This is a genomic window from Ferrimonas lipolytica (genome assembly GCF_012295575.1).
Taxonomy (GTDB): Bacteria; Pseudomonadota; Gammaproteobacteria; order Enterobacterales; family Shewanellaceae; genus Ferrimonas; species Ferrimonas lipolytica.
Genome location: NZ_CP051180.1, coordinates 931,267 through 953,660, shown reverse-complemented (window position 1 = coordinate 953,660; position 22,394 = coordinate 931,267). Strand labels below are relative to the sequence as shown.

Here is a 22,394-nt window from a genome sequence, read left to right as displayed (position 1 = left end):
CCTAGCCGGTGCTTTAACAGCCTTGGAAAGAACAACACTTAGTTGCTTCACAGCCTTTTATTAGGTCAAACCCTCATACCGGCTTGATGCCGGACTTAACCTTAAACCGACGATACTGCAATCACCCCAAGCTAATCACTTAATACAGCGGCTACTGACGCTAACTAGGTAACTCAGGGTTAGCTTACCGGCACCCGGGCAAGGCGACTGCGCTTAGCACGCCAGCGTTTATAGCTGCGCTTAAACAACACCACAAATGCCAAAATAAACAGCAGCACGGCACTATAACTGCAGGCAGCATAGAGACCAATTGAAGCAACCCCGCCCCAACTGCCAAGGTGAACCTCGCTCCAAAATTTACCGGTACTGGGCGGCAATGTCGTCATAGCGTCGCCATCATAACGTTTAGCCAATCCATCTTGGTCAACAAAGGTAACCGAGTAGTCGCCGTTACTTTTTTGAATCGAACTGATGGTTTTAGCGTTGTGCTGGGTTAGCACGGTAAACAACTGGTCAACGTCCAAGGCAACACTCTCACTCTGAGACTTGCCCATGACACTGCTGGCGTTAGCCGCCATTGCGGTAGGCGTTGCCTTGAGCTGCTTGTGCTTTTGCAGCATCACTAAACTCGACACCGTCATTGCCAGTAGCGGCACTAACACCACTACAGCTAAGCCATAATGCCAGCCGATCATGGTGGTTCGACGGCGGTATCTGGTGACAATAATCGCACCAGACAACAACACCACTAACAAGGCCCAAGTCGACAGTTCAACCAACCATTGGTGGTCGCTTAGAAAGGTTTTATGAATGTGCCGAACAATGACGTAAAAGCGCTCCATCGGTTTTGCTTCGATCAACTCACCGCTGTATAGGCTGGCAGAGTCCATGCTCATGCCAGCGGCCGACATCGACACCAATCGCGCTTCACCGATGTCATTGCGGAACATCAAGTATTGATATGGCACCTGTTCAAACTTAGTTACCGCTGCTTTAACTTGCTCAAGCGGCGGCGGCCCTGGGTAATCTCGTAGTAGCGGAATGGTCGCTAGGATCGCTCCAGTAAAAATAAGTATGAAAATAGGCACACTAAATAACAGCGCCAAATAACGATGCCACCTAAGCATGCGCATATGCACCTGCTTAGACACCCTTAATGATTTTTTGGTTATGGTCATATCATCACCTATCGCCAACCGTCACAATGGGCGGCCGGCGTAATTCAGGTTTAAGTTCACGTCAATGGCATCAATAAATACCACTGACGTAACATTATCGTTGCAACGGCGAGCTAACTCACCAACTGCAGCTCAGCGTACTGACGATACAGATCGCTCTGTTGCAGCAACTGTTGATGGGTTCCAACGGCATGAATTCGCCCCTTATCCATCACCACAATGCGATCAGCATTAATTACTGTGGCTAAGCGATGGGCAATAATTACGCTGGTTTTGTTTTGCAACAACACCTCCAACGCTTGCTGTACTTTATGTTCACTATTGGCATCGAGTGCACTAGTCGCCTCATCAAGCAGCAAGATTGGCCGGTCTGCCAACAGCGCTCGAGCGATGGCGATCCGTTGCCGCTGGCCACCGGACAGACGCACTCCGCGCTCGCCAAGGTTGGTGTTATAGCCATCACTGAGCAGCTCAATAAACTCATCCGCATGGGCGGCTTTGGCGGCAGCTCGAACCTCAAGCTCGGTCGCTTCTGGTCGGCCATAACGAATATTTTCCAGTGCGCTGTCAGCAAAGATGGTTGGATCCTGTGGCACCAGTGCGTATTGGCGTCGCAACTCGGCTAACTCAATCCCGCTGAGATCGATCCCATCAAGGCAAATACTGCCTTGCTGTGGCTGATAGAACTGCTGCAGCAGTTGGAACATGGTGGACTTACCGGCACCACTTGGGCCAACCAAAGCAATCCGTTCACCAGCGGCAACCGTCAACGATAGATCATCAATTACCGCTTTAGTCGGTGCCGACGGATAGGCAAAACGCACTCCAGTTAAGGTAATCTGACCGTTAACCGGCGCAGGCAAGCCGTCATTAATGCCGCTGTTATCACTTATGCGGCTGGGTATTGGGCTGTTCAGTAGCTCCAATAGCCGCTCGCCAGCGCCGCTAGCGCGTTGCACCTCGCCTAAGACTTCACTAACCGTGGCAACCGCGCCGGCAGTGATTAGCGCATAGAACAGAAACGCCGACAGCTCACCTGCTGAAAGAGATCCCAACAGCACTTCATGGGCACCAAACCACGCCACCAAGGTAATCGCGGCAATCGTCAGTGTCATTACGCTTGCAACCAGCAGTGAGCGATAGCGAATACGCACTGCCGCAGCAGTTAATACCGCATCGACTCCCTGCTCAAAGCGGCGTTGATCGACCGGCTCATGCACATAGGATTGCACGGTGTGAATCGCGTGCAGCGATTCATCCACATAGGCACCGATGTCGGCCACTCGGTCTTGGCTGGCACGGGCATGACGACGAACCTTGGCTCCCAATACTTTAATCGGTACCAGCACCAGCGGCACCACTACCAACACATAGCCGGTAAGGGCCGGGCTGCTCGCCAGCATCATCACAATACCGCCAACAATGGTAACGCTTGAGCGCAGCACCATTGACAAGCTCATACCTACGGCGTTTTGGATGATGGTGGTGTCGCTGGTAAAGCGAGAGATCAGCTCACCGGTTTTAGTTTTTTCGAAAAACTGCAGAGGTAGCGAGAGTACGTGGCGATATACGTTGCGGCGAATATCTGCACTGATGCGTTCGCCTAACCACGTCATAAAGTAAAAGCGAAAGTACGCCGCTAGGCCACTAATCAAGCTTAAACCGAGGATCCCCATCATTACTTGATTGAGTGTGGTTGCGCCAGCACTGGTAAAGCCATGATCGACAAGGATCTTAATCCCCTGCCCCAGCGCCAGCCAACTGAGTGAACCAGTAAATAACGCGATGGCGGCAATAACAACTTGGCGACGGTAAGGAACTAATAGTGAAAGGATCCACGGCAGTACCGCAGAGTGAGAAGAGGTCATAACAGATTGCTCAACAACATAAGAACTGAAGCAAAAATGGCAGTGCCGCTGCGATTGTTAGGATTCGAAGCGGCACAGATATTGGGAGACTTTAACTGACTTGCTGGTGCTTATGGCCGTGGCCTTCACCTGTCATCCAGCTGATGTCGGTCAGATCGGCACCGTTAAGCTCAAACGCTTGGCCAAAGCCTTTTACAAACAAACCGCGATAAGGCGCTAACTTATACATATGGAAGTCTTCTAGGCTTGATAGCTTTAGTGCCATCTCGCCAAAGCGGTCCACCAACGCCGCTTTGCCAACCGCAAACTCTTTGTCAGCGCGACCGATAGCTTGTGCTTGCACGTTAAAGGTAAGCCGTTTTCGAGCAAATACCGACTTAGCCTTGGTCTCGTCTTGAATCATCATCACTGATAATTCAGCGCACTGTTTCAAGTTTTGACCATGCTTGGCTAAATCGCTCACCAAGATGTAAAACCCGCCGTTTGCTAAGGCAAATGGCGCATAACTCACATTGGTTTGGTGATCATTGCTCTTGCTGGCCAACATAAGCGTTTGGCACTCTTGCTTAAACGCGTCGATCTCCGGTAATAACCGACTTTGCAAACGTTCAGTTTTACTTTGTTCCATCGATAGGGCTCCTTCGCGGTCGGTTAGCTTACGCCCCGTACGCTTGATGCAGTTGTTGGAAACGCAGCACCTGTTCAGGGATCAGTACCCGCTTACGGTCACGCCCTAAGTAGATCTTAAAGACGATGGCACCGGCCTCATCGAAGAATTGAATGCTGTGGCTTTCAGCCCCCATAAAGGGTTTGCTCACCAACATCACATTAGCCACGTTATCCATCTTTAGGTGACCATGTAGCCCTTCACCCTTATTAATTAGGTTATAGTAGCCGTGGCCAACCTTGCCTCGTGGAAACGGGGCTTTCACTTCAAAGATGCTGCCAGCAACAGACACAATGGTAGTAACTGGGCCCCACTCAGGCAGCTCCGCCATCAAGCTATCGAGCTCGGCGCGCGGGAATAGCGTTGCCATTGAAGCCGGTAGATTAACGACCACATCAAATTCTGACACCATCAGTTCATCAGCAATCTGTGCTGGCATCTGGTTAGGATTAGCGCCAATCTTGGTGGCAACTTGTTCTGCAATGGTGTTCATGCACATCTCTCTATTTTGCTATCTAGTGGATTTTTTTCTAAGAACTTAAGTAAACCGTTACACAGGTTCACCTGCCAAAAACGCCCGGCGAGGGTGAAATTGACCGAATGCTGATCGAATTGAGCAAGGCCATTATCGGCCCACGCTTGAAACAGGGGTTGGGCATGTAGATACAGCTCATCACCAATGACATAGCGTGCAATGCCACCTTGGTCGCATAGGCCAACCAACTTCGACTTAAGGGTGTTTTCCGCCTTGGGTAACAACATCGCCGATGGCCACTGTTGATCCGTTAACGCCTGCTCGTATTGGTCGATATCCCGTGGCTGCATGCTTGCAAAACCACCAAAATTACCACCAGCGCCGGCGCCCATAGGTAGGATCTCGCCGCCCTCTTTAACTAGGTTGTTGTACATACTTCGTTCACGGCCGTCTCGCGCCCAGTGGCTGCAACTAAGCTGACGGAAACGGTGTTGCGCCATAAAGGCATCGCCCATACGGTACAAACCAGCTTTAAATTCGGTGGTAGCTGGTGGTGGCGCTTTGCCCTGCTCACACTGGCTTAGCATTGGCGTGCCTTTAAGATCGATAAGCTGGTACAGGTCAACTCCGGTTACCTGTGACTCAATCACGTCTTCCAAGTCTTGCTGCCAAATCTCCGCCGTTTGATACGGCAACCCAAACAACAGATCGATAACGATTGGCGCTTGATCCGCTTGGTTAAGATCCTTCAGCCGCGACATAACATAGTCACGATCATCAAGCCGCTTTGCGGCTTTGCGCACGTTGGTATTGAAGCTCTGCACCCCAAACGAGAAGCGATTAAAACCACCCTCAAGCGCGCCATTAAACTTGGCATCATCAAACCGATTTAAGCGACCTTCCAAGGTCATTTCACAGTCTGGTGTTAATGGGAAACTGGCGCGAATAACCTGCCCCAACTCTTTCAACTGTGCAGCGCTTAAATCGGTAGGGGTGCCGCCGCCGATATAAACCGCGTGAAACGGAGCACTCTGGGCATAGGTAGTTGCGCTTTTTCGGGCGATCTCTTGCAGCAAAAGACTGAAGTAGTGATCCACTAGCTTACGGCTAGAGGCGTACTGGAAAAAACTGCAAAAAGTGCATCGAACCCGGCAAAAAGGGATATGCAGATACAGCGCTCGACGCTTGTTGATGGTGGCAGGCTGCGACAACAACTCGGTGATCTTTAATTCAGCCTGTTCCGCGTTTAGCGGCGCCATCCCCATGCCACCGGCATGGGCTCCCCGCTTCTGATCAAAGGCAAACTTAAGCGGATCTGGAGTGGAACGACCGGTCATCGACTCGTCCATCTCAAAATGGGATTTCATCACAACTCCATACTACTAACTGGTTCAGCCGGTAAGGACGAGATTTAATCTCGAAAAAATTTCACCGACTAAGTGATATGTTTCAACGTGATGCCACGGTAAAACAAAATCAGATCTAGATCAAACGCGAATCATTTTTATTTGCATTCGATCTATCATCACCATTAACCTTTAATTACTAAACAACGACTGACCCTTTGCCGTGAACACCAAACGCTATTTCGCCTCCGCTTCGGTTGCACTATTAATCCAAGGTTATGTATTCGCAGACATGCCTTATCCAACCGAAGTTAAGCAAGCATCAGGACAGATAACTTCGCAGGTGAGCCTTGCGTTGATTACGGCACCAGTCGCGCCACAAATCGAGGCTACGGCTGCGGCCAAACCAGAACCTAAGCCAGAACCTAAGCCAGAACCTAAGCCAGAACCTAAGCCAGAACCTAAGCCAGAACCTAAGCCAGAACCTAAGCCAGAACCTAAGCCAGAACCTAAACCAGAACCTAAACCAGAACCTAAACCAGAACCTAAACCAGAACCTAAGCCAGAACCTAAACCAGAACCTAAGCCAGAACCTAAACCAGAACCGGTTGCTGAAGTCGTGCCGCCACAACAATCGGTCGCCAGTCAGCAAGGGGTTAGCCGTGAACCAGAACTGGTCGAGACCCCAACCTTTCGTGAACCGCCGGTACCGCCTAAGTACCCCAAGGTTGCTCGGAAACGCGGTCAACAGGGTGTCGCTATGGTCGAGGTGTGGTTGGACGGCAATGGTGATCAGATAAAACGAGCACTGGTGCACAGCAGTGGTCATAAAAGTTTGGACAAAGCCGCTTTAGCTGCAGTTGCAAAATGGTTGTTTGCGCCGCTAAGCCACAACGGCACAGGCCAAGCTTCTCGCATCCAAATTCCCGTTCGCTTCGCTCTAAACTAAATTTTTCACGGAGTTAGCCATCATGGCGCTGTTTTACCAAACCCTAGATCTATTAGGCGTAATGGCTTGGCCGCTATTACTAAGCCTGACCTTGTCATTGATTATCTTGATTGAGCGTTTCGCCACTGTGGTGCTGAATACGCCTCGCCGAGAAACCTGGTTACATCGGCTCAACTGTAAAGATCCTCTTAACTGCGAGGCACTGCGAGATGAGCTATCTGGCCGCCGCAGTCTATTAGCGCGGGGCGCCCAAATGCTGCTGCGCCATGCTGAGCACGACAAAAACCTGCGGGAAGAGATTGCGGCAGTATGGTTGCAAAAACAGCGGCGCCAGCTCACCACCGGCTTGCGCCTGTTAATGGTGATTGGGATTGTCAGCCCAATGATGGGATTACTCGGCACCGTGTTGGGTTTGATCAATATGTTTGAATCAATTGGCGCAACCGAAGGGCCGGTAAGCCCTGCGTTGCTCGCTGACGGACTTGGCCTTGCTATGTACACCACCGCCGCAGGCTTGATTATCGCCCTGCCTGCTATTGGAGGTGCCCACCTGTTAAGCCTATGGGCTGAACGACAGATGAGTCGTTTAGAACACGTACTTAACCACCTCAACCTATGGCTAGCCGGCGTATACCCAAGCTCAGGTAAGGAGATGAGAGCGTGATCCGCACTCAAGTTCAGCAGTCAACATTGACCGACAGTGTCGATCTAACACCGCTGATCGACATCATCTTTATTGTATTGGTGTTTCTGCTGCTCACCGCCAATGCGCAGATCTTAACGCTGCCGGTGGCGGTACCTGAGCAACAAGAAACTGAATTAAGCACTGTGCAAGACCCCAAGGTGATAGCGGTAAGCATCGTTGCGCAAACGCCGCATTACGCCCTCGATCAGCAACAATTTGATGATTGGGACGCGTTTAAAGCCGCGTTCCTAAGCAGTTACAACACCAACCCTGAACACCCAGTGATCGTTGCCGCAGATAAAGAAGCGCCAATCCAACCATTAATGAAATTGTTAGCGTTGCTGCAAGCCAAACAGATCACTCAAACCCATATTATTATGGAGGAATCCAAATGAACCGTATCACCCTAAAACTCAGCGCTACCGCCCTCGCACTATCGTTATCCCTGCCGGCAATGGCTGCTGAACGAGTAGTAAGTGCCGGTGCCGGTATCACCGAACTGGTGATGGCATTGAAGGCGCAGAGCAAATTGGTGGCTGTCGATATGAGTAGCCAGGTTCCTGAAGATACAGAGATTGCCAAGCTCGGTTATCACCGCGCTCTGTCTGCCGAAGGGTTACTTTCTGTTGATCCCGATTTGGTCATTGGCAGCAACGAAATGGGACCGGAGGCCGCACTGAGTGTGGTACGTGACGCCAAGGTTAAGGTCGCGGTACTGCCAACCTCTGATAGCCCTGAACAGTTGCTGCGCAATATCGAATCATTGGCAGAGCTGCTGGATGCAGACCCAAGCGCAGGTCCATTGCTACAGCAACAGGTTGAAGAGCAGCTGCAACGCATCGCCTCCCTGCGTGCAGAATTACAACGGGAACCAAAGGTGTTGTTCTTGTTATTACGCAGTGACCGTGCGCCAAAACTCGGTGGTAACGGCACTCCAGCGGATCGCATTATTACCTTAGCTGGTGGCGTTAATGGTGCTGGTTTCAATGGCTATAAGAGCGCTTCAGAAGAGACGCTATTAGCGATGAAGCCGGATCTAATTTTGGTTAACAAGCCAACCTTGGATGAGTCTGACGCTGCCAAGCAATTACTTGAAAACCTACCATTGCTCAAATTTACCCCAGCCGGTGAAAACGGCCGTGTTATCAACCTCTCAACTGAATCGTTACTCGGTGGCTTAGGCCCAACCGCGCTGAATGCTACCGAGCAGTTAGCGCAACGATTGGTGGAGATCGATTAACATGAACCACGTCCGTTTATTGTGGCTACCGCTGATCGGTTCGCTGATGATCGCTAGCCTGTTGTCAATTACAACTGGACCCTTAGCTATTGCTCCAAGCGATAGCCTTAAAGCTCTATGGCAAGTGGTGTCGTTCTCCCCCGTCACCACCTTGGAGCATCACGAACAACTGGTTATCAGTAACGTGCGTTTACCGCGTACTCTATTGGCAGTTGTGATTGGCGCACTAATGGCAATTTGCGGTGCAGTTATGCAGGGCTTGTTTCGAAACCCATTAGCCGATCCGGGCATTGTTGGGGTTTCCTCCGGTGCTGCATTAGGTGCTGCAATCTGCATCGTATTATTCCCTGCTGCCGGTGATTACTTGGTGCCTTTCGCTTCCTTTGTTGGCGGCTTGATCACCACCTTAGCCGTTTACCGACTAGCCCACTCCAGCAGTGGCACCTCGGTCACTATGCTATTGCTTGCCGGTGTTGCTATCTCTGCTCTAACTGGCTCTGGTATTGGTCTATTGACCTATCTAGCCAACGATATGGCACTGCGGGATCTGACCCTGTGGCAGATGGGCTCACTAGCCTCGGCTCGCTGGCATAGCATCGCTATTTGTGGTGTGGTTCTGGCAATACTGATTTGGCAGTTCCAGAAACAAGCTGCAGCCCTGAACGCCTTATTACTGGGTGAAGCGGAAGCACGTCACCTCGGTATCGAGGTAGAAAAGCTCAAGATCAAACTGATTATGCTGACCGCCATGGGCGTCGGTGTGGCCGTTGCCGCAGCAGGTATGATCGGCTTTATTGGCTTGGTGGTGCCGCACCTCATTCGGATGATGATTGGTCCAGATCACCGCACGCTCTTGCCGCTAAGTGCCGCATTAGGCGCAGCCTTGCTGTTGTTGGCCGATCTAGGTGCCCGTACTTGGATGCAACCAGCAGAGATGCCAGTTGGCCTTGTTACCGCCATCATGGGCGCGCCATTCTTTCTTGCCCTACTTCTTAGCCAACGCAGCCGTTTAGGATAATTTCATGAGCTTTCTTTCAGTTACCGATCTAAACGTCAGTGTTGGTGGCAAACCGTTACTGCAAAATATTCAGCTGACGGTTGAGCCAGGTAAGGTTACCGCTCTGCTTGGCCCCAATGGCGCCGGTAAAAGTACCCTACTCAAGGCGCTATGCGGTGAGATCCCCTGCAGCGGTAACGTCCAGTTTCATCAGCGTTCAATGTCTGAGTGGCCTCGCATACCGTTAGCACGACAATTGGGAGTGTTGCCGCAACACAATAGTCTTAGCTTCCCCTTTACCGTTCGTGAAGTGGTGGAAATGGGTTTGTTTCCGCTGCAAGCAGGTAAAGAAGAAGCCGCCGAGATTGTAACTAAGGCACTGCAACAGGTTGATGCCAGTCACCTTAGTCAGCGCCGTTACCCGACCCTATCTGGTGGTGAAAAACAGCGAGTGCAGCTAGCGCGGGTGTTGACCCAGTTATCGCAAGCATCTGCACCGCCGCTGTTGCTGCTGGATGAGCCGACATCGGCATTGGATTTGGCGCAACAACACCGCATTCTCGGCTTGGCCCAAACCTTGGCTCATCAACACGGTTTTGGGGTGATAGCGGTATTGCATGATCTCAACCAAGCAGCCCGCTACGCCGATCATTTGGTTGTACTGCACAACGGTGGCATCCGGTGCCAAGGTGATGCCCATAGCGTCATCACCAGTGACGAAATCGAAACCGTTTGGCACTACCGACCAACCTTAGTAACCGATCCGACCTACGGTACTCCGGTTGTGCTTTAACGGCACAACCAGTTGAAATTATTTACTATTGAGCAGATTTGTGGCCTCCGGTCACTACTATGAAAATTGAATTCATATTTATCAAATTAGATGTTGATCTAAATGATAATCATTTGTATTGTCTTGCTCGTTCGCATTGTTAAGTTATAAACAAGGATTTATGATGACTAGAAAACTCACTCCGCTAGCCAGCGCAATTGTCGCGATTTTGGCTGTGCCACAGTTGGCAGCGGAAGAAATTGAGTCCACCAGCAAGGCTACCCTTTTTGACGATGTTGTGGTTTCAGCAACTCGTGCAACCACGCTAAAGACTGGCGAAGTGCCTGCGGCAATGGCCGTAGTTAACGCTGAGCAGATTGCCGATCAACAGGTTAACGGCATTGAGCGTTTGGTCCGTTACGAGCCAGGCGTTGAAGCCACCGGCAATGGCCGTTTTGGCGGTTCTGGCTTTAACATCCGTGGTATTGAACGCAACCGCGTCAAGATCATGGTTGATGGTGTTAACCAAGCCAATGACTACGACGATGGTGTCGGCTTTATGAACTCCGGCCGTAACTTCATCGATATGGAAACCCTAAAACAGGTTGAGATTGCCAAAACCCCGTCATCGGTGTTGTATGGCAGTGATTCAGTTGGTGGCACGGTTGCTTACACCACCGTTGATCCAGCAGACTTCTTAGAGGAAGGCGATGGTTTTGGCGGCAAAGTAAAGGTCGCTTACCTGAGTGAAGACAACAGCTTTGCTGAAACCTTCGCTCTAGCCAATCGCAGTGGCCAGTGGGAAAGCCTGCTGCAATACACTCGCCGCGATGGTAACGAACTAGAAACCAATGGCGACGTTGGCGGCGACGGCGAAACCCGCACCAAGGCCGATCCTGCTAACACCAGTTCAGACTCCTTTTTAGGTAAAGTTATCTACAATGGCGATATCCATCGCGTTGGGTTAACGGCGGAGTATTTTGAAGACCGTGGCGACGGCAAATTGCTGTCACAGCAAGGTGAAACCAGCCTCGGTAAATACGAAGATTACAGCTACGACGACACCAGCAAGCGCACCCGCGTTAGCATTGAGCACGATTGGAACAAATCCACCGCTGCGTTTGATCGAGTAAGCTGGAAACTGAGCTACCAGACCACCGAATCCGACGCTGAATCCCACGACATCTACACCAGCAACCCGTCGATGTTCAACCCGGATCCAGTTGCGCAGGAGCGTGAGAAGCATCGCGACTACAGCGAAGATAACTGGCAGTTCAACTTCGATATGGTGAAGCAGTTCCAGACCGGTAGTTTCGGCCACACTTTAAGCTACGGTGGTGACGCAAAGTTCACAAAAATGGAGCAGCTTAACAGCAACTTCTACGAACATGACGGTAACTCCCAATCCAGCTACTTCCCTGAAGTTGAGTCAACAGTCTACGGTCTATTTATTCAAGATCAGATCAAGTTTGGGCAATTAACGGTAACTCCAGCGTTGCGTTTCGATAGCACCGACATCGATCCGAAAGACGATCCAAACTACAGCGATGACATGTCCGACGTTAAGGGCCCATCAAATGAAGATGTGACCTTCCGTCTTGGTGCGGTTTATCAAATCAACGACAACTGGAATACCTTCTTCCAATTTGCACAGGGCTTCCACTCACCAGAACTGAACCAACTGTACTTCAGCGGTGGCATGCCGGGCTTCTACACCTCTTCGCCAAACCCTGATCTGGAAGCGGAAGAGAGCGATTCTTACGAATTTGGTATGCGCTACAGTGGCGATGTCGGTTCGGCTGAATTGGTATTGTTCTACAACAGCTACGACAACTTTATCGAAGCGGAAACCTCTTACGAAAACCCACTGTACCCGTACGGTGAGACTCAGTACCAGAACGTTGGTGAAGTCACTATTCAAGGTATCGAGTTTAAAGCTCAGTGGTGGTTGGACGACGTTGTTGAAGGTTTAACCTTAGACTTTGCTATCGCTTACGCTGACGGTGAAAACGACACTGAAGATAAGCCGCTGGATAGTGTTGCTCCACTCAATGGCAGCGTGGCATTAAGCTACACCGACAGCGATGAGATCTGGGGTGGTTCATTAGCGATGGTTGCTTCTAGCAAGAAGGACGAAAGCGATGTATCAGAAGACAACCTTTACACCACCGCCGGTTACGCCGTGGTTGATCTGACCGCGTACTACAACATCTCTGACTCATTGGTTATGCGCGCTGGGGTTTACAACGCCTTCGATAAGAAATACACCCAATGGAACGACGTGGACGGCATCGAAACCGGTAAGGTTTACATGGACCGTTACACCGAGCCAGGCCGTAACGTTGGTGTATCAGTAAGCTACAGCTTCTAACCTTTGCTCGTTATTCCGATAAAAGGCAGGCCATTGGCCTGCCTTTGTTTTCCACTTCGCAAGGAACTTCATGTCTACCATCTCCATTTTTGGCTGCGGCTGGCTTGGCCTGCCTTTAGCAAAGCACCTTATTAGTCAGCAACATCGAGTAATCGGCAGCACCACTACTACCGCCAAACTCGAGCAGTTACAGCGCGCTGGAATCGAAGCCCATCAGCTCAAACTTACTCCAAATAGTGGCGACCAAATCAAACCGCTGCTCAATGCCGATATTGCCATCGTTACCCTACCGCCAAGCTACATCGAAGGGGAAAGCCAATACTACCTGCGGCTACTGCAAAACCTTACTGCGGCGATAGCGGCATCACCGATCAAACAGGTGATCTTTACTGCGACGACCTCTATCTATCCACAAAACAACACTGAAGTACGCGAAACCGATGCCGTACGAATCGAATCGCCGTTTAGTGATACCCCGTGGATGGATTTAGAGCAGGCCTTTACTGCTCATGGCCAGTTCGAAACCACCATTGTCCGTTTTGCTGGCTTGATTGGCGGCAGCTACCAACCAGGGCACTACTTCTCTGGACGCGAACTGAAAGGCGCCGACGATCCGGTTAACATGATTCATCGTGACGACTGCATCGGCATTATCAGCGCCATTATCGAACAAAATGCGTGGGGCCAAGCCTTCAACGCCAGCGCACCGATTCATCCAACGCGGCGGGAACTGTACTCGAAATCCTGTCAAATGGCGGGAATCGATAGCCCTAAGTTCTCAACTGAGCCAAAACCTTACCGGATTGTGAACTGCGATAAGTTAGTGACAACTCTTGGATATCGGTTTGTTCGCCCTGATCCTGTTCAAGCATTAGGCATTGACTAAGGCTTTGTCACAGTTAAGTGTTGAGGTTTATATCAAGCCTTTGGCTGAACCGATTTCGATGCTTTTAGGTGACGATGTCGCAGTGGCGACGGCACATTCTTGTGTGCATTAGGGGGGGAGCTTTGCCCCCTTTGCAATCCCCCTTTGCCTTAGGTCGCAGTCCAAAACGCTTCGCTGGACTGCTCCGATGCAGCAGAAGATCAACGACGGTAGTGCTTTGCCCCTAGTATTGGGACGCACCTAGCCGGTGCTTTAACTGCATTGGAAAGAACAACACTTAGTTGATACACAGCTTTGACTAAACGCTAACGCTATTTTTCTTGGCCGATACTAAAGCACAGCGCCGCCGAACGCTGTGCCTATGGGTAAAGTTTACCTTTCATCGGCCCATTTCCCTGCCTTAGTCATGCCGCCGTAGCGCTTTTAGTAACCGCCTACTATTACTCCGGCTAAAAACGCTGCTACAATGAATTACGTTAAGTAAATCAGTTATTAGCTAGCGAAGCTGAGAAGCAAAAAGTAGCGTGTCCACAGTGGGTAAGTTTGACGCTGGAACGCCCTACATTTTGTCTAGATTTGCCAGGTGCACGAAAAAGGATATTTCTACCACCATGATTGGTTCACGCTACCCCGTTATGCTTCTGTGTTTGTTTCAGCTACTCGTGGTCGCGGCCTTTGGCCACTACCTGCTAGAGAGCACCAAGCAACACATCGCAGAAGACCAACTATTAGTTATGTCGGAATTACGCCAACAGCAAAGCTGGGATCAACAACAGCTTCGGTCGGCGTTGAAACGGCATCCGGTTCAATTCGCCCAAATTTTCTCTCCAGACAGCGTTAAGCCGTGGACTTTTGGCCAGATTAAAGGCACAACTCATCCGCTGAGCAAGATGCTAGATGACAAGTTACTGCAAGACGAATTCAAGATTGGTGAGCGTCAAGTAACCATCGGCATGGATACCGATTATTACCTCGAGAAACACTCTGCCGGTATGATCCCAATCTTGATTGCACTCACGCTGACGTTCCTGCTTTTTAGCGTTTTATTGATTAGCGGTGGTCGCCGTCAACGCGCCAACCTCAACGCACTAGAGAATGCCGTCGCACGACTACCCAGCCTCGACTTACCGTCTATTATCGAGCAGATCCGTGGCCCGTTTCAGCCACTGGCACGCACCATCATCGCCACCCGCGATCAATTGAAGTTGCATTTCACCAAGCTACAGAAGACCAATGCGGATCAAGTGCAAGAGTCGATGACCGATCCGGTAACCAGCTTGGCCAACCGCGCTGCTTTTAACCTTGATATGGAGCAAACCAACAGCAAACCTACTAGTCACGGTTTCTTGATGATGGTTCGCGCCAATGGCCTCGATGATATTAACACCCGCTTGGGCAACCAGAGCGGCGATGACTTCCTCTCGACCGTTGCTTCATACCTGCACCAGCTGGTCGCTGCCGATAACCGCTTATCGCTGTATCGCTATAGCTCTACCGATTTCCTGCTGCGATTACCAAACATCGTCGAGGAAGACGCGCTGCCACTGCTGGAGCCACTTTCGCGCCAGTTTGCTGAGCTCGCCGATCGCGAGAGTATGACCAGTACCGGTTACATTGGTTTAGTGCCATACCAACATAAAGACCGGGTAAGCCAACTGCTGATCCAGTTGGATACCGCCATCAGCATCGCCCAAGCAGAAGGACCTAACGGTTACTTCTACCTCGAGCCAGACTTGATGGATTTTGATATCGACAACGACCGCTGGCAAGCGGTCATTGAAGATGTTATCAGCAACAATCGCATTGAATTTACTCAGCAACCGATTGTTGCTGTGGGTGACGACAATATCATCTACCAGGAGCTATTTGCTCGCTTCACCAACAAGGATGGTAATCAGCTGCCAACCCAAACCTTGTTGGCAATGGCATCGAAAAACGAGCGCACCATTGAATTGGATAAGATGATCTTCAATACCGTGGTTCGCGAGATCCAAAACAATGGTAACCCCAAGCATTGTTACGGTTTGAACCTCGCCACTCACTCGGTTACCAATAACAACTTTCTTAAGTGGTTAGAAGAACGGATCACTCGCACCCCTGGGTTGTCTGGTCGCTTGATTCTCGAGATCAGCGAACGCTCAATTGATCTCAACCCAACCCAATTGGTGAAGTGGTTTCAGCGTATTCATGGTCACGGTATTCGCATCTCCATCGATCGTTTTGGCAATGGACTCACCTCGTTCCGTTCGCTACAGGCACTCAAACCAGACTTTGTTAAACTGGCTCCTGAGTTCACCAAAAATATTGATAAAGACAGTAACAATCGATTCTTCGTGAAGATGGTGCTCGATATCTCGGTACGACTGGAAATCCGCGTTATTGGCACCCATATCGAACGCTACGAAGAGCGTATCGCGTTGGAAGATTTACGCATTGATGGGCTGCAAGGGCATTTATTGTCTGCTCCGACACCATTTAAGGTGTTGCAAGTGTGAAATACGCCTCAGAGTTTGCTCTGAGGCGCTTAACCTTTGGCCAATCGCTAAATAACCACGTCCACTGTCAGTTGTTTAACGGTGGGCATTTGCGATAATGGCCTATCCCTTTTGAATTGATCCCCTATTCATGACCGAATATTTGCTTTTGCTGGTCAGCACAGTGTTGGTCAACAACTTTGTGTTAGTAAAATTTTTAGGCTTATGCCCGTTTATGGGTGTATCCAGTAAGCTTGAGTCCGCTATCGGCATGTCGATGGCGACTGCATTCGTGCTGACGCTAGCCTCTACCTGTAGTTATCTCGTTCACCAGTATCTGCTGGTGCCGCTGGATCTCACCTACATGCGTACTCTTGCCTTTATTTTGGTGATTGCCGTAGTGGTGCAGGTAACTGAAATGGTGGTCCGCAAAACCAGTGCCTCACTGCACCGAGTACTTGGGATTTACCTGCCGCTAATCACCACCAACTGTGCCGTGCTTGGTGTTGCGCTGCTCAACATCAACGAACAGCATGATTTCATCAGCTCGGTGCTCTATGGCTTTGGTGCTGCTGCCGGTTTCGCCTTGGTGTTGATTCTGTTTTCCGCCATGCGTGAGCGCTTAGCCGCCGCCGACGTACCAGCCCCTTTCAAAGGTGCCTCCATTGGTATGATCACTGCGGGATTGATGTCTTTGGCCTTTATGGGCTTTATTGGCTTGGTGAAATAGATAATGAGCAGTGTTGTTATTGCCGTTGCTGTCATCGCCCTACTGGCGCTGATATTTGGCTTAATTCTTGGCTATGCCGCCGTTCGTTTTAAGGTCGAAGGTGACCCTATTGTCGAGCAGATCGAAGAAGCGTTACCTCAAACCCAGTGTGGCCAATGCGGTTACCCTGGCTGTCGCCCCTACGCCGAAGCCATCGCTAAAGGCGAAGCCCCAATCAACCGCTGCCCTCCAGGTGGCGAAGCAACCGTCGTCAAACTTGCCGATATGCTCGGTGTTGAACCGGAGCCCCTCGACGGTGCAGCTAAAGATAACACCCCAACGGTGGCCTTCATCATCGAAGAGGATTGCATTGGCTGCACTAAGTGCATTCAGGCCTGCCCGGTTGACGCCATTGTCGGCACCGGTAAACAGATGCATACCGTCATCGCCAACGATTGCACCGGCTGCGATCTCTGCGTTGAACCGTGCCCGGTTGATTGCATTGAGATGCGACCAATTGCCACTACGACACAAAACTGGAATTGGGATATTGCCCGAATTCCAGTGAAACAGGTTTCATAACGTGCACACATTGTTAGAACAGATCGATCGCGGCCAACTGTGGACCTTCCCTGGCGGGATCCATCCACCACAGAGAAAAAGCCTTTCCAATCAAAGTGCTATTTCCCAACTGCCAGTTCCAAAACAACTGGTAATCCCAACTAAGCAACACATTGGCGCACCGGGTCGGGTGCTGGTTAAAGTTGGCGATAAAGTGCTAAAGGGACAGGCGTTAACGGAAGCCGACAGCCCAATGGCAGTGCCTGTGCATGCCCCAACCTCTGGCACCATTAGTGCTATCGGACCGATGCCGATCGCCCACGCCTCTGGCTTGCCAGAGTTATGCATTGAACTGCAAAGCGATGGCGCCGATCAATGGCGGCCACAGCAACCGATTGAAGCACCGCAGCAATTAGAGCCTAAAGTGCTGCGACGTATCATCGCCGCTGCGGGTATTGCCGGGATGGGCGGGGCCACCTTCCCGTCAGCGGTGAAGTTGGCGACCCAAGATGATATTCGCTACTTGCTGATCAACGGCGCCGAGTGCGAACCGTATATTACTGCCGATGATCGCTTGATGCGTGAATACGCCGAGCAAATTGTTCAGGGTATTGAGCTGCTGTGTCAGATCCTCTCCCCTGAGCGAGTGATTATCGCCATTGAAGACAATAAACCTGAGGCAATTAAAACGCTCACAGCTGCAGTGGCTAAAGTCGATAGCAACCAAATTATTGTTCGCTCGATTCCAACCAAATACCCTTCTGGTAGTGAAAAGCAGCTCATCGAGATTGTTACTGGTCAACAGGTGCCTAAAGGCAAGCTGCCTGCAGATCTTGGGATCTTGATGCACAACGTTGGCACCTGTTATGCCGTCAAGCGCGCGGTGTTTGATGACGAACCATTGATTGAGCGAGTGGTTACCGTAACCGGCGAACAAGCACGTCAAGCTGGCAACTACTGGGTACGTATCGGTACTCAAATAGACTGGTTGCTGCAACAGAGCAACACCCAACCAGCACCGCAGCAGCCATTGATCGTTGGTGGGCCCATGATGGGCTTTGCCCTACCCGATACCAGCGCCAGTATTACCAAAGGCTGTAACTGCATCATTGCCCCAAGTACCACTGAGTTGCCGGCACAGCCCCAGCCTCGCAACTGCATTCGCTGTGGCGAATGTGCTCAGGCTTGCCCGCAACAATTGTTACCACAGCAACTGTTTTGGCATAGCCAAGCGGCAGAATACGACAAGGCAGAGAGCCTTAATCTATTTGACTGTATCGAATGTGGCGCCTGTGCGTTTGTGTGCCCATCCGACATTCCACTGGTACAACATTACCGCGTTGCCAAAGCAGCAGTGCGGGAAGAAAAGGCCGCTGCAACTAAGGCTGCTGCAGCCAAAGTTCGCTTTGAAGCGCGTCAAGCTCGACTCGAAAAAGAGAAACAAGAACGCGAAAATCGCCACAAACGCCCAGCATCCACCAATGTTGCCAAAGGCGCGGCGCCATCTGCGGCAGTACTTGCTGCCATTGCCAAACTTAAAGCGGACAAGGCTGCAACTGCCGACACAGCGACACCGACGGATATGGCCGAACAGCGTCGACTGCGTAAAGAGCAAGCCCGAGCGGCTAAAGCTGAACAAGCACAGCAGCAAGAGCAAGCAGGCAGCGACAATCCACGTAAAGCCGCCGCTGCAGCCGCCATTGCGAAAGCCAAAGCTAAGCGGGCCCAAGCTCAAAATAGCGCGGATAGCACCGCTTCAGAGCAATCCAGTAGTGCCAAGCCTAAGTCACCAGCGATAGCAGCAGCTATCGCCAAGGCCAAAGCGAAACAGGCTGCTGAGCAAGGCAATGGGGCTGGTTCAACCGACAGTAACAATAGCGACACCGCTAAACGCCCTGCTGGCGTCGCCGCGGCAATTGCCAAGGCCAAAGCCAAGCAAGCAGCCGAGCAAAGCGCATCAACTGACAACAGCGTGATTAGCAACAGTGACGGTGCCGTTCCAGTAGCTGCAAACGCTGGTGACAAACGCAAAGCAGCAGTGGCCGCCGCCATTGCTAAAGCCAAAGCTAAGCAAGCAGTACAACAAGCCGCTGAACAAGCTGCACCCTCTGACGATGGCGTTACCGGCAGCGGAGAAGATGCAGCTCCAGTTGCTGCAAGCACCGACGACAAACGCAAAGCAGCAGTGGCCGCCGCCATTGCTAAAGCCAAAGCTAAGCAAGCAGTACAACAAGCCGCTGAACAAGCTGCACCCTCTGACGATGGCGTTACCGGCAGCGGAGAAGATGCAGCTCCAGTTGCTGCAAGCGCCGACGACAAACGCAAAGCAGCAGTGGCCGCCGCCATTGCTAAAGCCAAAGCAAAGAAAGTCGCTGAACAAGCTGCCCCCTCTGACGAAGGCGTAACTGGCGGCGGAGAAGATGCAGCCCCAGTTGCTGCAAGCGCCGATGACAAACGCCAAGCGGCAGTGGCTGCTGCTATTGCTAAAGCCAAAGCAAAGAAAGCCGCTGAACAAGCTGCACCCTCTGACGATGGCGGAACTGGCAGCGGTGAAAATGCAGCCCCAGTTGCTGCAAGCGCCGATGACAAACGCAAAGCGGCAGTGGCTGCTGCTATAGCTAAAGCCAAAGCAAAAAAAGCCGCTGAACAAGCTGCACCCTCTGACGATGGCGGAACTGGCAGCGGTGAAAATGCAGCTCCAGTTGCTGCAAGCGCCGATGACAAACGCAAAGCGGCAGTGGCTGCTGCTATAGCTAAAGCCAAAGCAAAAAAAGCCGCTGAACAAGCGACGGTTTCAGAAGATAAAGAGAAACAATAATGGCGTTTAAGATCGCATCATCTCCCCACATTCAGGCTCGGATGCCAACCAGCCGAGTTATGCAGCTGGTTGCTCTGGCAACCATTCCAGGCGTATTGGTGCAGTGGTATTTCTTTGGTTGGGGTAACCTTATCCAAATCCTTTTAGCCGTCACCACCTGTGTTGGTGTTGAAGCGCTGTGCGTCGCCCTCCGTGGCCGCGATATTAGAGCAGCCTTAAGCGACAATACTGCCCTAGTCACTGGGGTGTTATTGGGGATCTGCCTACCGCCATTGGCACCGTGGTATATCCCGGTATTGGGTGGACTCTTTGCCATCGCTATCGTTAAACAGATTTACGGCGGCATTGGTCAAAACCTGTTTAACCCAGCAATGGCCGCTTACGTTACCTTGCTTATCTCATTCCCAGCGGTAATGACCCAATGGCTGCCACCACAACCGCTAGCGGCACAAACCATCGGTCTGGTTGATACGGTAATGGCCATCATTAACGATCTCGACAGCATTAACCTGTCGATGGAGCAGTTACGGTTGGCAGTTGACGGCACCACGATGGCAACGCCGTTAGATACCCTTAAAACCGATCTAACCCTTGGCTTTACCGCTTCGGAAGCGATGCAACGGCCGATATTTTCAAACTTGGCAAGCCAAGGTTGGTTCTGGCTTAACGCTGCTTTTGCCCTAGGTGGTTTATTACTGCTGAAACTCAAGGTGATCCGCTGGCACATCCCAGTTGCGGTAATTAGCTCCATCGCCCTACTTAGCTTGGCAGATCTGCTGGTTGATCCCGATGGTAGTGGCGGCGTCGTACTGCATCTAATGTCTGGCGCAACCATGTTCGGTGCTTTTTTCATTGCTACCGATCCGGTTACTGCAGCTACCAGCGTTAAGGGGCGTTTGGTCTTTGGTGCCCTAATTGGCTTGCTGGTTTACCTGATCCGTACCCTTGGCGGTTACCCTGATGCGTTCGCATTTGCGGTGATGCTGGCCAACCTGAGCGTACCGTTAATCGATTACTACAGTCGCCCTACTACCTACGGTCACCGGAGCTAAGCCATGATCCAATCAATGAAAAAAAATGGCTTATTATTAGCGCTTTTCGGCCTTGGTGCAGCTGGTTTGGTAGCCATTACCTATGAAGGCACAAAAGCCCAAATCGCCGAACAGAAGCAGCAACAGCTGATAGCAACCTTGGCACAAATTATCCCGGCCGATCGCTTCGATAACGAACCCCACAAAGCTTGTCATCAGATTGTGAGTGAACAATACCTAGGTAACGACAGACCCCATCAAGCGTTCGTTGCTACCTTTGGTGACGCCCCGGTTGCAATGGCGATCGAAACCACCGCACCCGATGGTTATAACGGCGAGATTGAGATCATTGTCGGCGTTGATTGGCAGGGAAATCTACTTGGCGTCCGTACCCTCCAACATAACGAAACTCCAGGACTTGGCGATCTTATTGATACCCGCCGCTCTGATTGGGTTGATAGCTTTGTCGGTTACCGCCTAGAAAGCGAGAACGACTCACGCTTTAACGTCAAACGTGACGGTGGCGACTTCGACCAATTTACCGGGGCAACCATTACCCCAAGAGCCTATGTAAAAGCGGTAAAGAATACCCTTAATTACTTTAACCGTAATAAGGATGTTATTGCCGCAGCCCCCCAATGTGGAGCTCAATCATGAATCAATACCGCGACATTGTTTGGCAAAGTTTGTGGAAGAATAACCCCGGTATCGTGCAGCTACTGGGCCTGTGTCCACTGCTAGCGGTAACCAACACCTTAACCAACGCATTGGGCCTCGGCATCGCCACTATGGTGGTGTTATTGGGCTCAAACGTATTGGTATCGCTATTGCGTAAGGGCATTCCAGCGGAGATCCGCATTCCAGTGTACGTTATGATCATTGCCGCCTTGGTAACCTGCGTACAGTTGCTAGTTAACGCCTATGCCTATGGCTTATATCTGTCGTTAGGGATCTTCCTGCCATTGATCGTAACTAACTGCGTCATCATCGGCCGCGCTGAAGCCTTTGCTTCCAAAAACCATGTCGCCCTAGCGGCATGGGATGGCTTGATGATGGGCATCGGCTTTACCATTGTGCTGGCCATTCTCGGTGGTACTCGCGAACTGCTAGGTCAAGGTACTCTGTTTGATGGTGCTGAATTGCTGCTCGGCGACTGGGCCAGCGTGCTACGAATAGAACTATTCAAACTAGAAAGTCCATTCTTGCTCGCGCTATTGCCACCGGGTGCCTTTATTGCCATGGGCTTATTAATCGCCGCGAAAAATCAGCTCAATGACAAAGTTGAAGCGATGTTCGCGCCTAAACCAGCCCAAGAAAAACCAGTTGAACGTGTCCGCGTCACCAACTAATAACCACTAGCAGGACGC

General features: G+C 51.1%; 20 protein-coding genes. 15 read left to right on the top strand and 5 right to left on the bottom strand.

Translation table 11 applies throughout. The annotated features are described in order from the left end of the window. Positions 1–179: 179 nt before the first annotated feature. The 5 genes from HER31_RS04525 to hutW form a co-directional block, all read right to left on the bottom strand. Positions 180–1,178 (bottom strand): PepSY-associated TM helix domain-containing protein, encoded by a 999-nt coding sequence (locus HER31_RS04525; protein WP_168659483.1) that lies wholly within the window; start codon positions 1,176–1,178, stop codon positions 180–182. A gap of 113 nt (positions 1,179–1,291) precedes the next feature. After that, positions 1,292–3,046: an ABC transporter transmembrane domain-containing protein gene (locus HER31_RS04520; protein WP_168659482.1), complete on the bottom strand. Its 1,755-nt coding sequence runs from the start codon at positions 3,044–3,046 to the stop codon at positions 1,292–1,294. 91 nt (positions 3,047–3,137) lie between these two features. Continuing rightward, the gene (locus HER31_RS04515) at positions 3,138–3,674 is read right to left on the bottom strand and encodes a pyridoxamine 5'-phosphate oxidase family protein (RefSeq protein ID WP_168659481.1); all 537 of its coding nucleotides are present in this window, start codon (positions 3,672–3,674) and stop codon (positions 3,138–3,140) included. Positions 3,675–3,702: 28 nt separating this feature from the next. Continuing rightward, entirely contained in the window at positions 3,703–4,206 is a 504-nt protein-coding gene (hutX, locus tag HER31_RS04510) for a heme utilization cystosolic carrier protein HutX (RefSeq protein WP_168659480.1), read from the bottom strand. Further along, a complete protein-coding gene (hutW, locus tag HER31_RS04505) occupies positions 4,203–5,555 on the bottom strand; it encodes a heme anaerobic degradation radical SAM methyltransferase ChuW/HutW (protein ID WP_168659479.1) in 1,353 nt (450 codons plus the stop codon). Before hutW ends, hutX begins: the two co-directional genes overlap by 4 nt. 202 nt (positions 5,556–5,757) lie before the next feature. Between hutW and HER31_RS18745 the strand changes: the two genes are divergently transcribed. The 15 genes from HER31_RS18745 to HER31_RS04430 all read left to right on the top strand — a co-directional run bounded on the left by HER31_RS18745 (position 5,758) and on the right by HER31_RS04430 (position 22,376). After that, a complete protein-coding gene (locus tag HER31_RS18745; RefSeq protein WP_202983602.1) occupies positions 5,758–6,483 on the top strand; it encodes an energy transducer TonB family protein in 726 nt (241 codons plus the stop codon). Between the two features lie 22 nt (positions 6,484–6,505). Continuing rightward, positions 6,506–7,147: a MotA/TolQ/ExbB proton channel family protein gene (locus HER31_RS04495; protein WP_168659478.1), complete on the top strand. Its 642-nt coding sequence runs from the start codon at positions 6,506–6,508 to the stop codon at positions 7,145–7,147. Continuing rightward, positions 7,144–7,563, top strand: a complete 420-nt coding sequence (locus HER31_RS04490; RefSeq protein ID WP_168659477.1) for an ExbD/TolR family protein — start codon at positions 7,144–7,146, stop codon at positions 7,561–7,563. Before HER31_RS04495 ends, HER31_RS04490 begins: the two co-directional genes overlap by 4 nt. Continuing rightward, positions 7,560–8,408: a heme/hemin ABC transporter substrate-binding protein gene (locus HER31_RS04485; protein ID WP_168659476.1), complete on the top strand. Its 849-nt coding sequence runs from the start codon at positions 7,560–7,562 to the stop codon at positions 8,406–8,408. The genes HER31_RS04490 and HER31_RS04485 overlap by 4 nt, the downstream gene beginning before the upstream one ends. A gap of 1 nt (position 8,409) precedes the next feature. Next, on the top strand, positions 8,410–9,426 hold the full coding sequence (locus HER31_RS04480) for a FecCD family ABC transporter permease (RefSeq protein ID WP_168659475.1): 1,017 nt from the start codon (positions 8,410–8,412) through the stop codon (positions 9,424–9,426). 4 nt (positions 9,427–9,430) lie between these two features. Next, entirely contained in the window at positions 9,431–10,198 is a 768-nt protein-coding gene (locus HER31_RS04475; protein WP_168659474.1) for a heme ABC transporter ATP-binding protein, read from the top strand. Positions 10,199–10,361: 163 nt separating this feature from the next. Beyond that, positions 10,362–12,548 (top strand): TonB-dependent hemoglobin/transferrin/lactoferrin family receptor, encoded by a 2,187-nt coding sequence (locus tag HER31_RS04470; protein ID WP_168659473.1) that lies wholly within the window; start codon positions 10,362–10,364, stop codon positions 12,546–12,548. Between the two features lie 70 nt (positions 12,549–12,618). Continuing rightward, entirely contained in the window at positions 12,619–13,434 is an 816-nt protein-coding gene (locus tag HER31_RS04465; RefSeq protein ID WP_168659472.1) for an NAD-dependent epimerase/dehydratase family protein, read from the top strand. Positions 13,435–14,045: 611 nt separating this feature from the next. Beyond that, positions 14,046–15,929, top strand: coding sequence for an EAL domain-containing protein (locus HER31_RS04460; protein ID WP_168659471.1), 1,884 nt, complete (start codon positions 14,046–14,048; stop codon positions 15,927–15,929). A 130-nt stretch (positions 15,930–16,059) separates the two neighbouring features. After that, positions 16,060–16,638, top strand: coding sequence for an electron transport complex subunit RsxA (gene rsxA / locus HER31_RS04455; protein WP_168659470.1), 579 nt, complete (start codon positions 16,060–16,062; stop codon positions 16,636–16,638). Between the two features lie 3 nt (positions 16,639–16,641). Further along, positions 16,642–17,199: an electron transport complex subunit RsxB gene (rsxB, locus tag HER31_RS04450; protein ID WP_168659469.1), complete on the top strand. Its 558-nt coding sequence runs from the start codon at positions 16,642–16,644 to the stop codon at positions 17,197–17,199. A gap of 1 nt (position 17,200) precedes the next feature. Then, complete coding sequence (gene rsxC, locus HER31_RS04445) at positions 17,201–19,996, top strand: electron transport complex subunit RsxC (protein WP_168659468.1); 2,796 nt, start codon at positions 17,201–17,203, stop codon at positions 19,994–19,996. Beyond that, positions 19,996–21,048: an electron transport complex subunit RsxD gene (gene rsxD / locus HER31_RS04440; RefSeq protein ID WP_168659467.1), complete on the top strand. Its 1,053-nt coding sequence runs from the start codon at positions 19,996–19,998 to the stop codon at positions 21,046–21,048. Before rsxC ends, rsxD begins: the two co-directional genes overlap by 1 nt. Before the next feature lie 3 nt (positions 21,049–21,051). Then, a complete protein-coding gene (gene rsxG / locus HER31_RS04435) occupies positions 21,052–21,684 on the top strand; it encodes an electron transport complex subunit RsxG (protein ID WP_168659466.1) in 633 nt (210 codons plus the stop codon). After that, on the top strand, positions 21,681–22,376 hold the full coding sequence (locus tag HER31_RS04430; RefSeq protein ID WP_168659465.1) for an electron transport complex subunit E: 696 nt from the start codon (positions 21,681–21,683) through the stop codon (positions 22,374–22,376). The genes rsxG and HER31_RS04430 overlap by 4 nt, the downstream gene beginning before the upstream one ends. Positions 22,377–22,394: the final 18 nt, after the last annotated feature.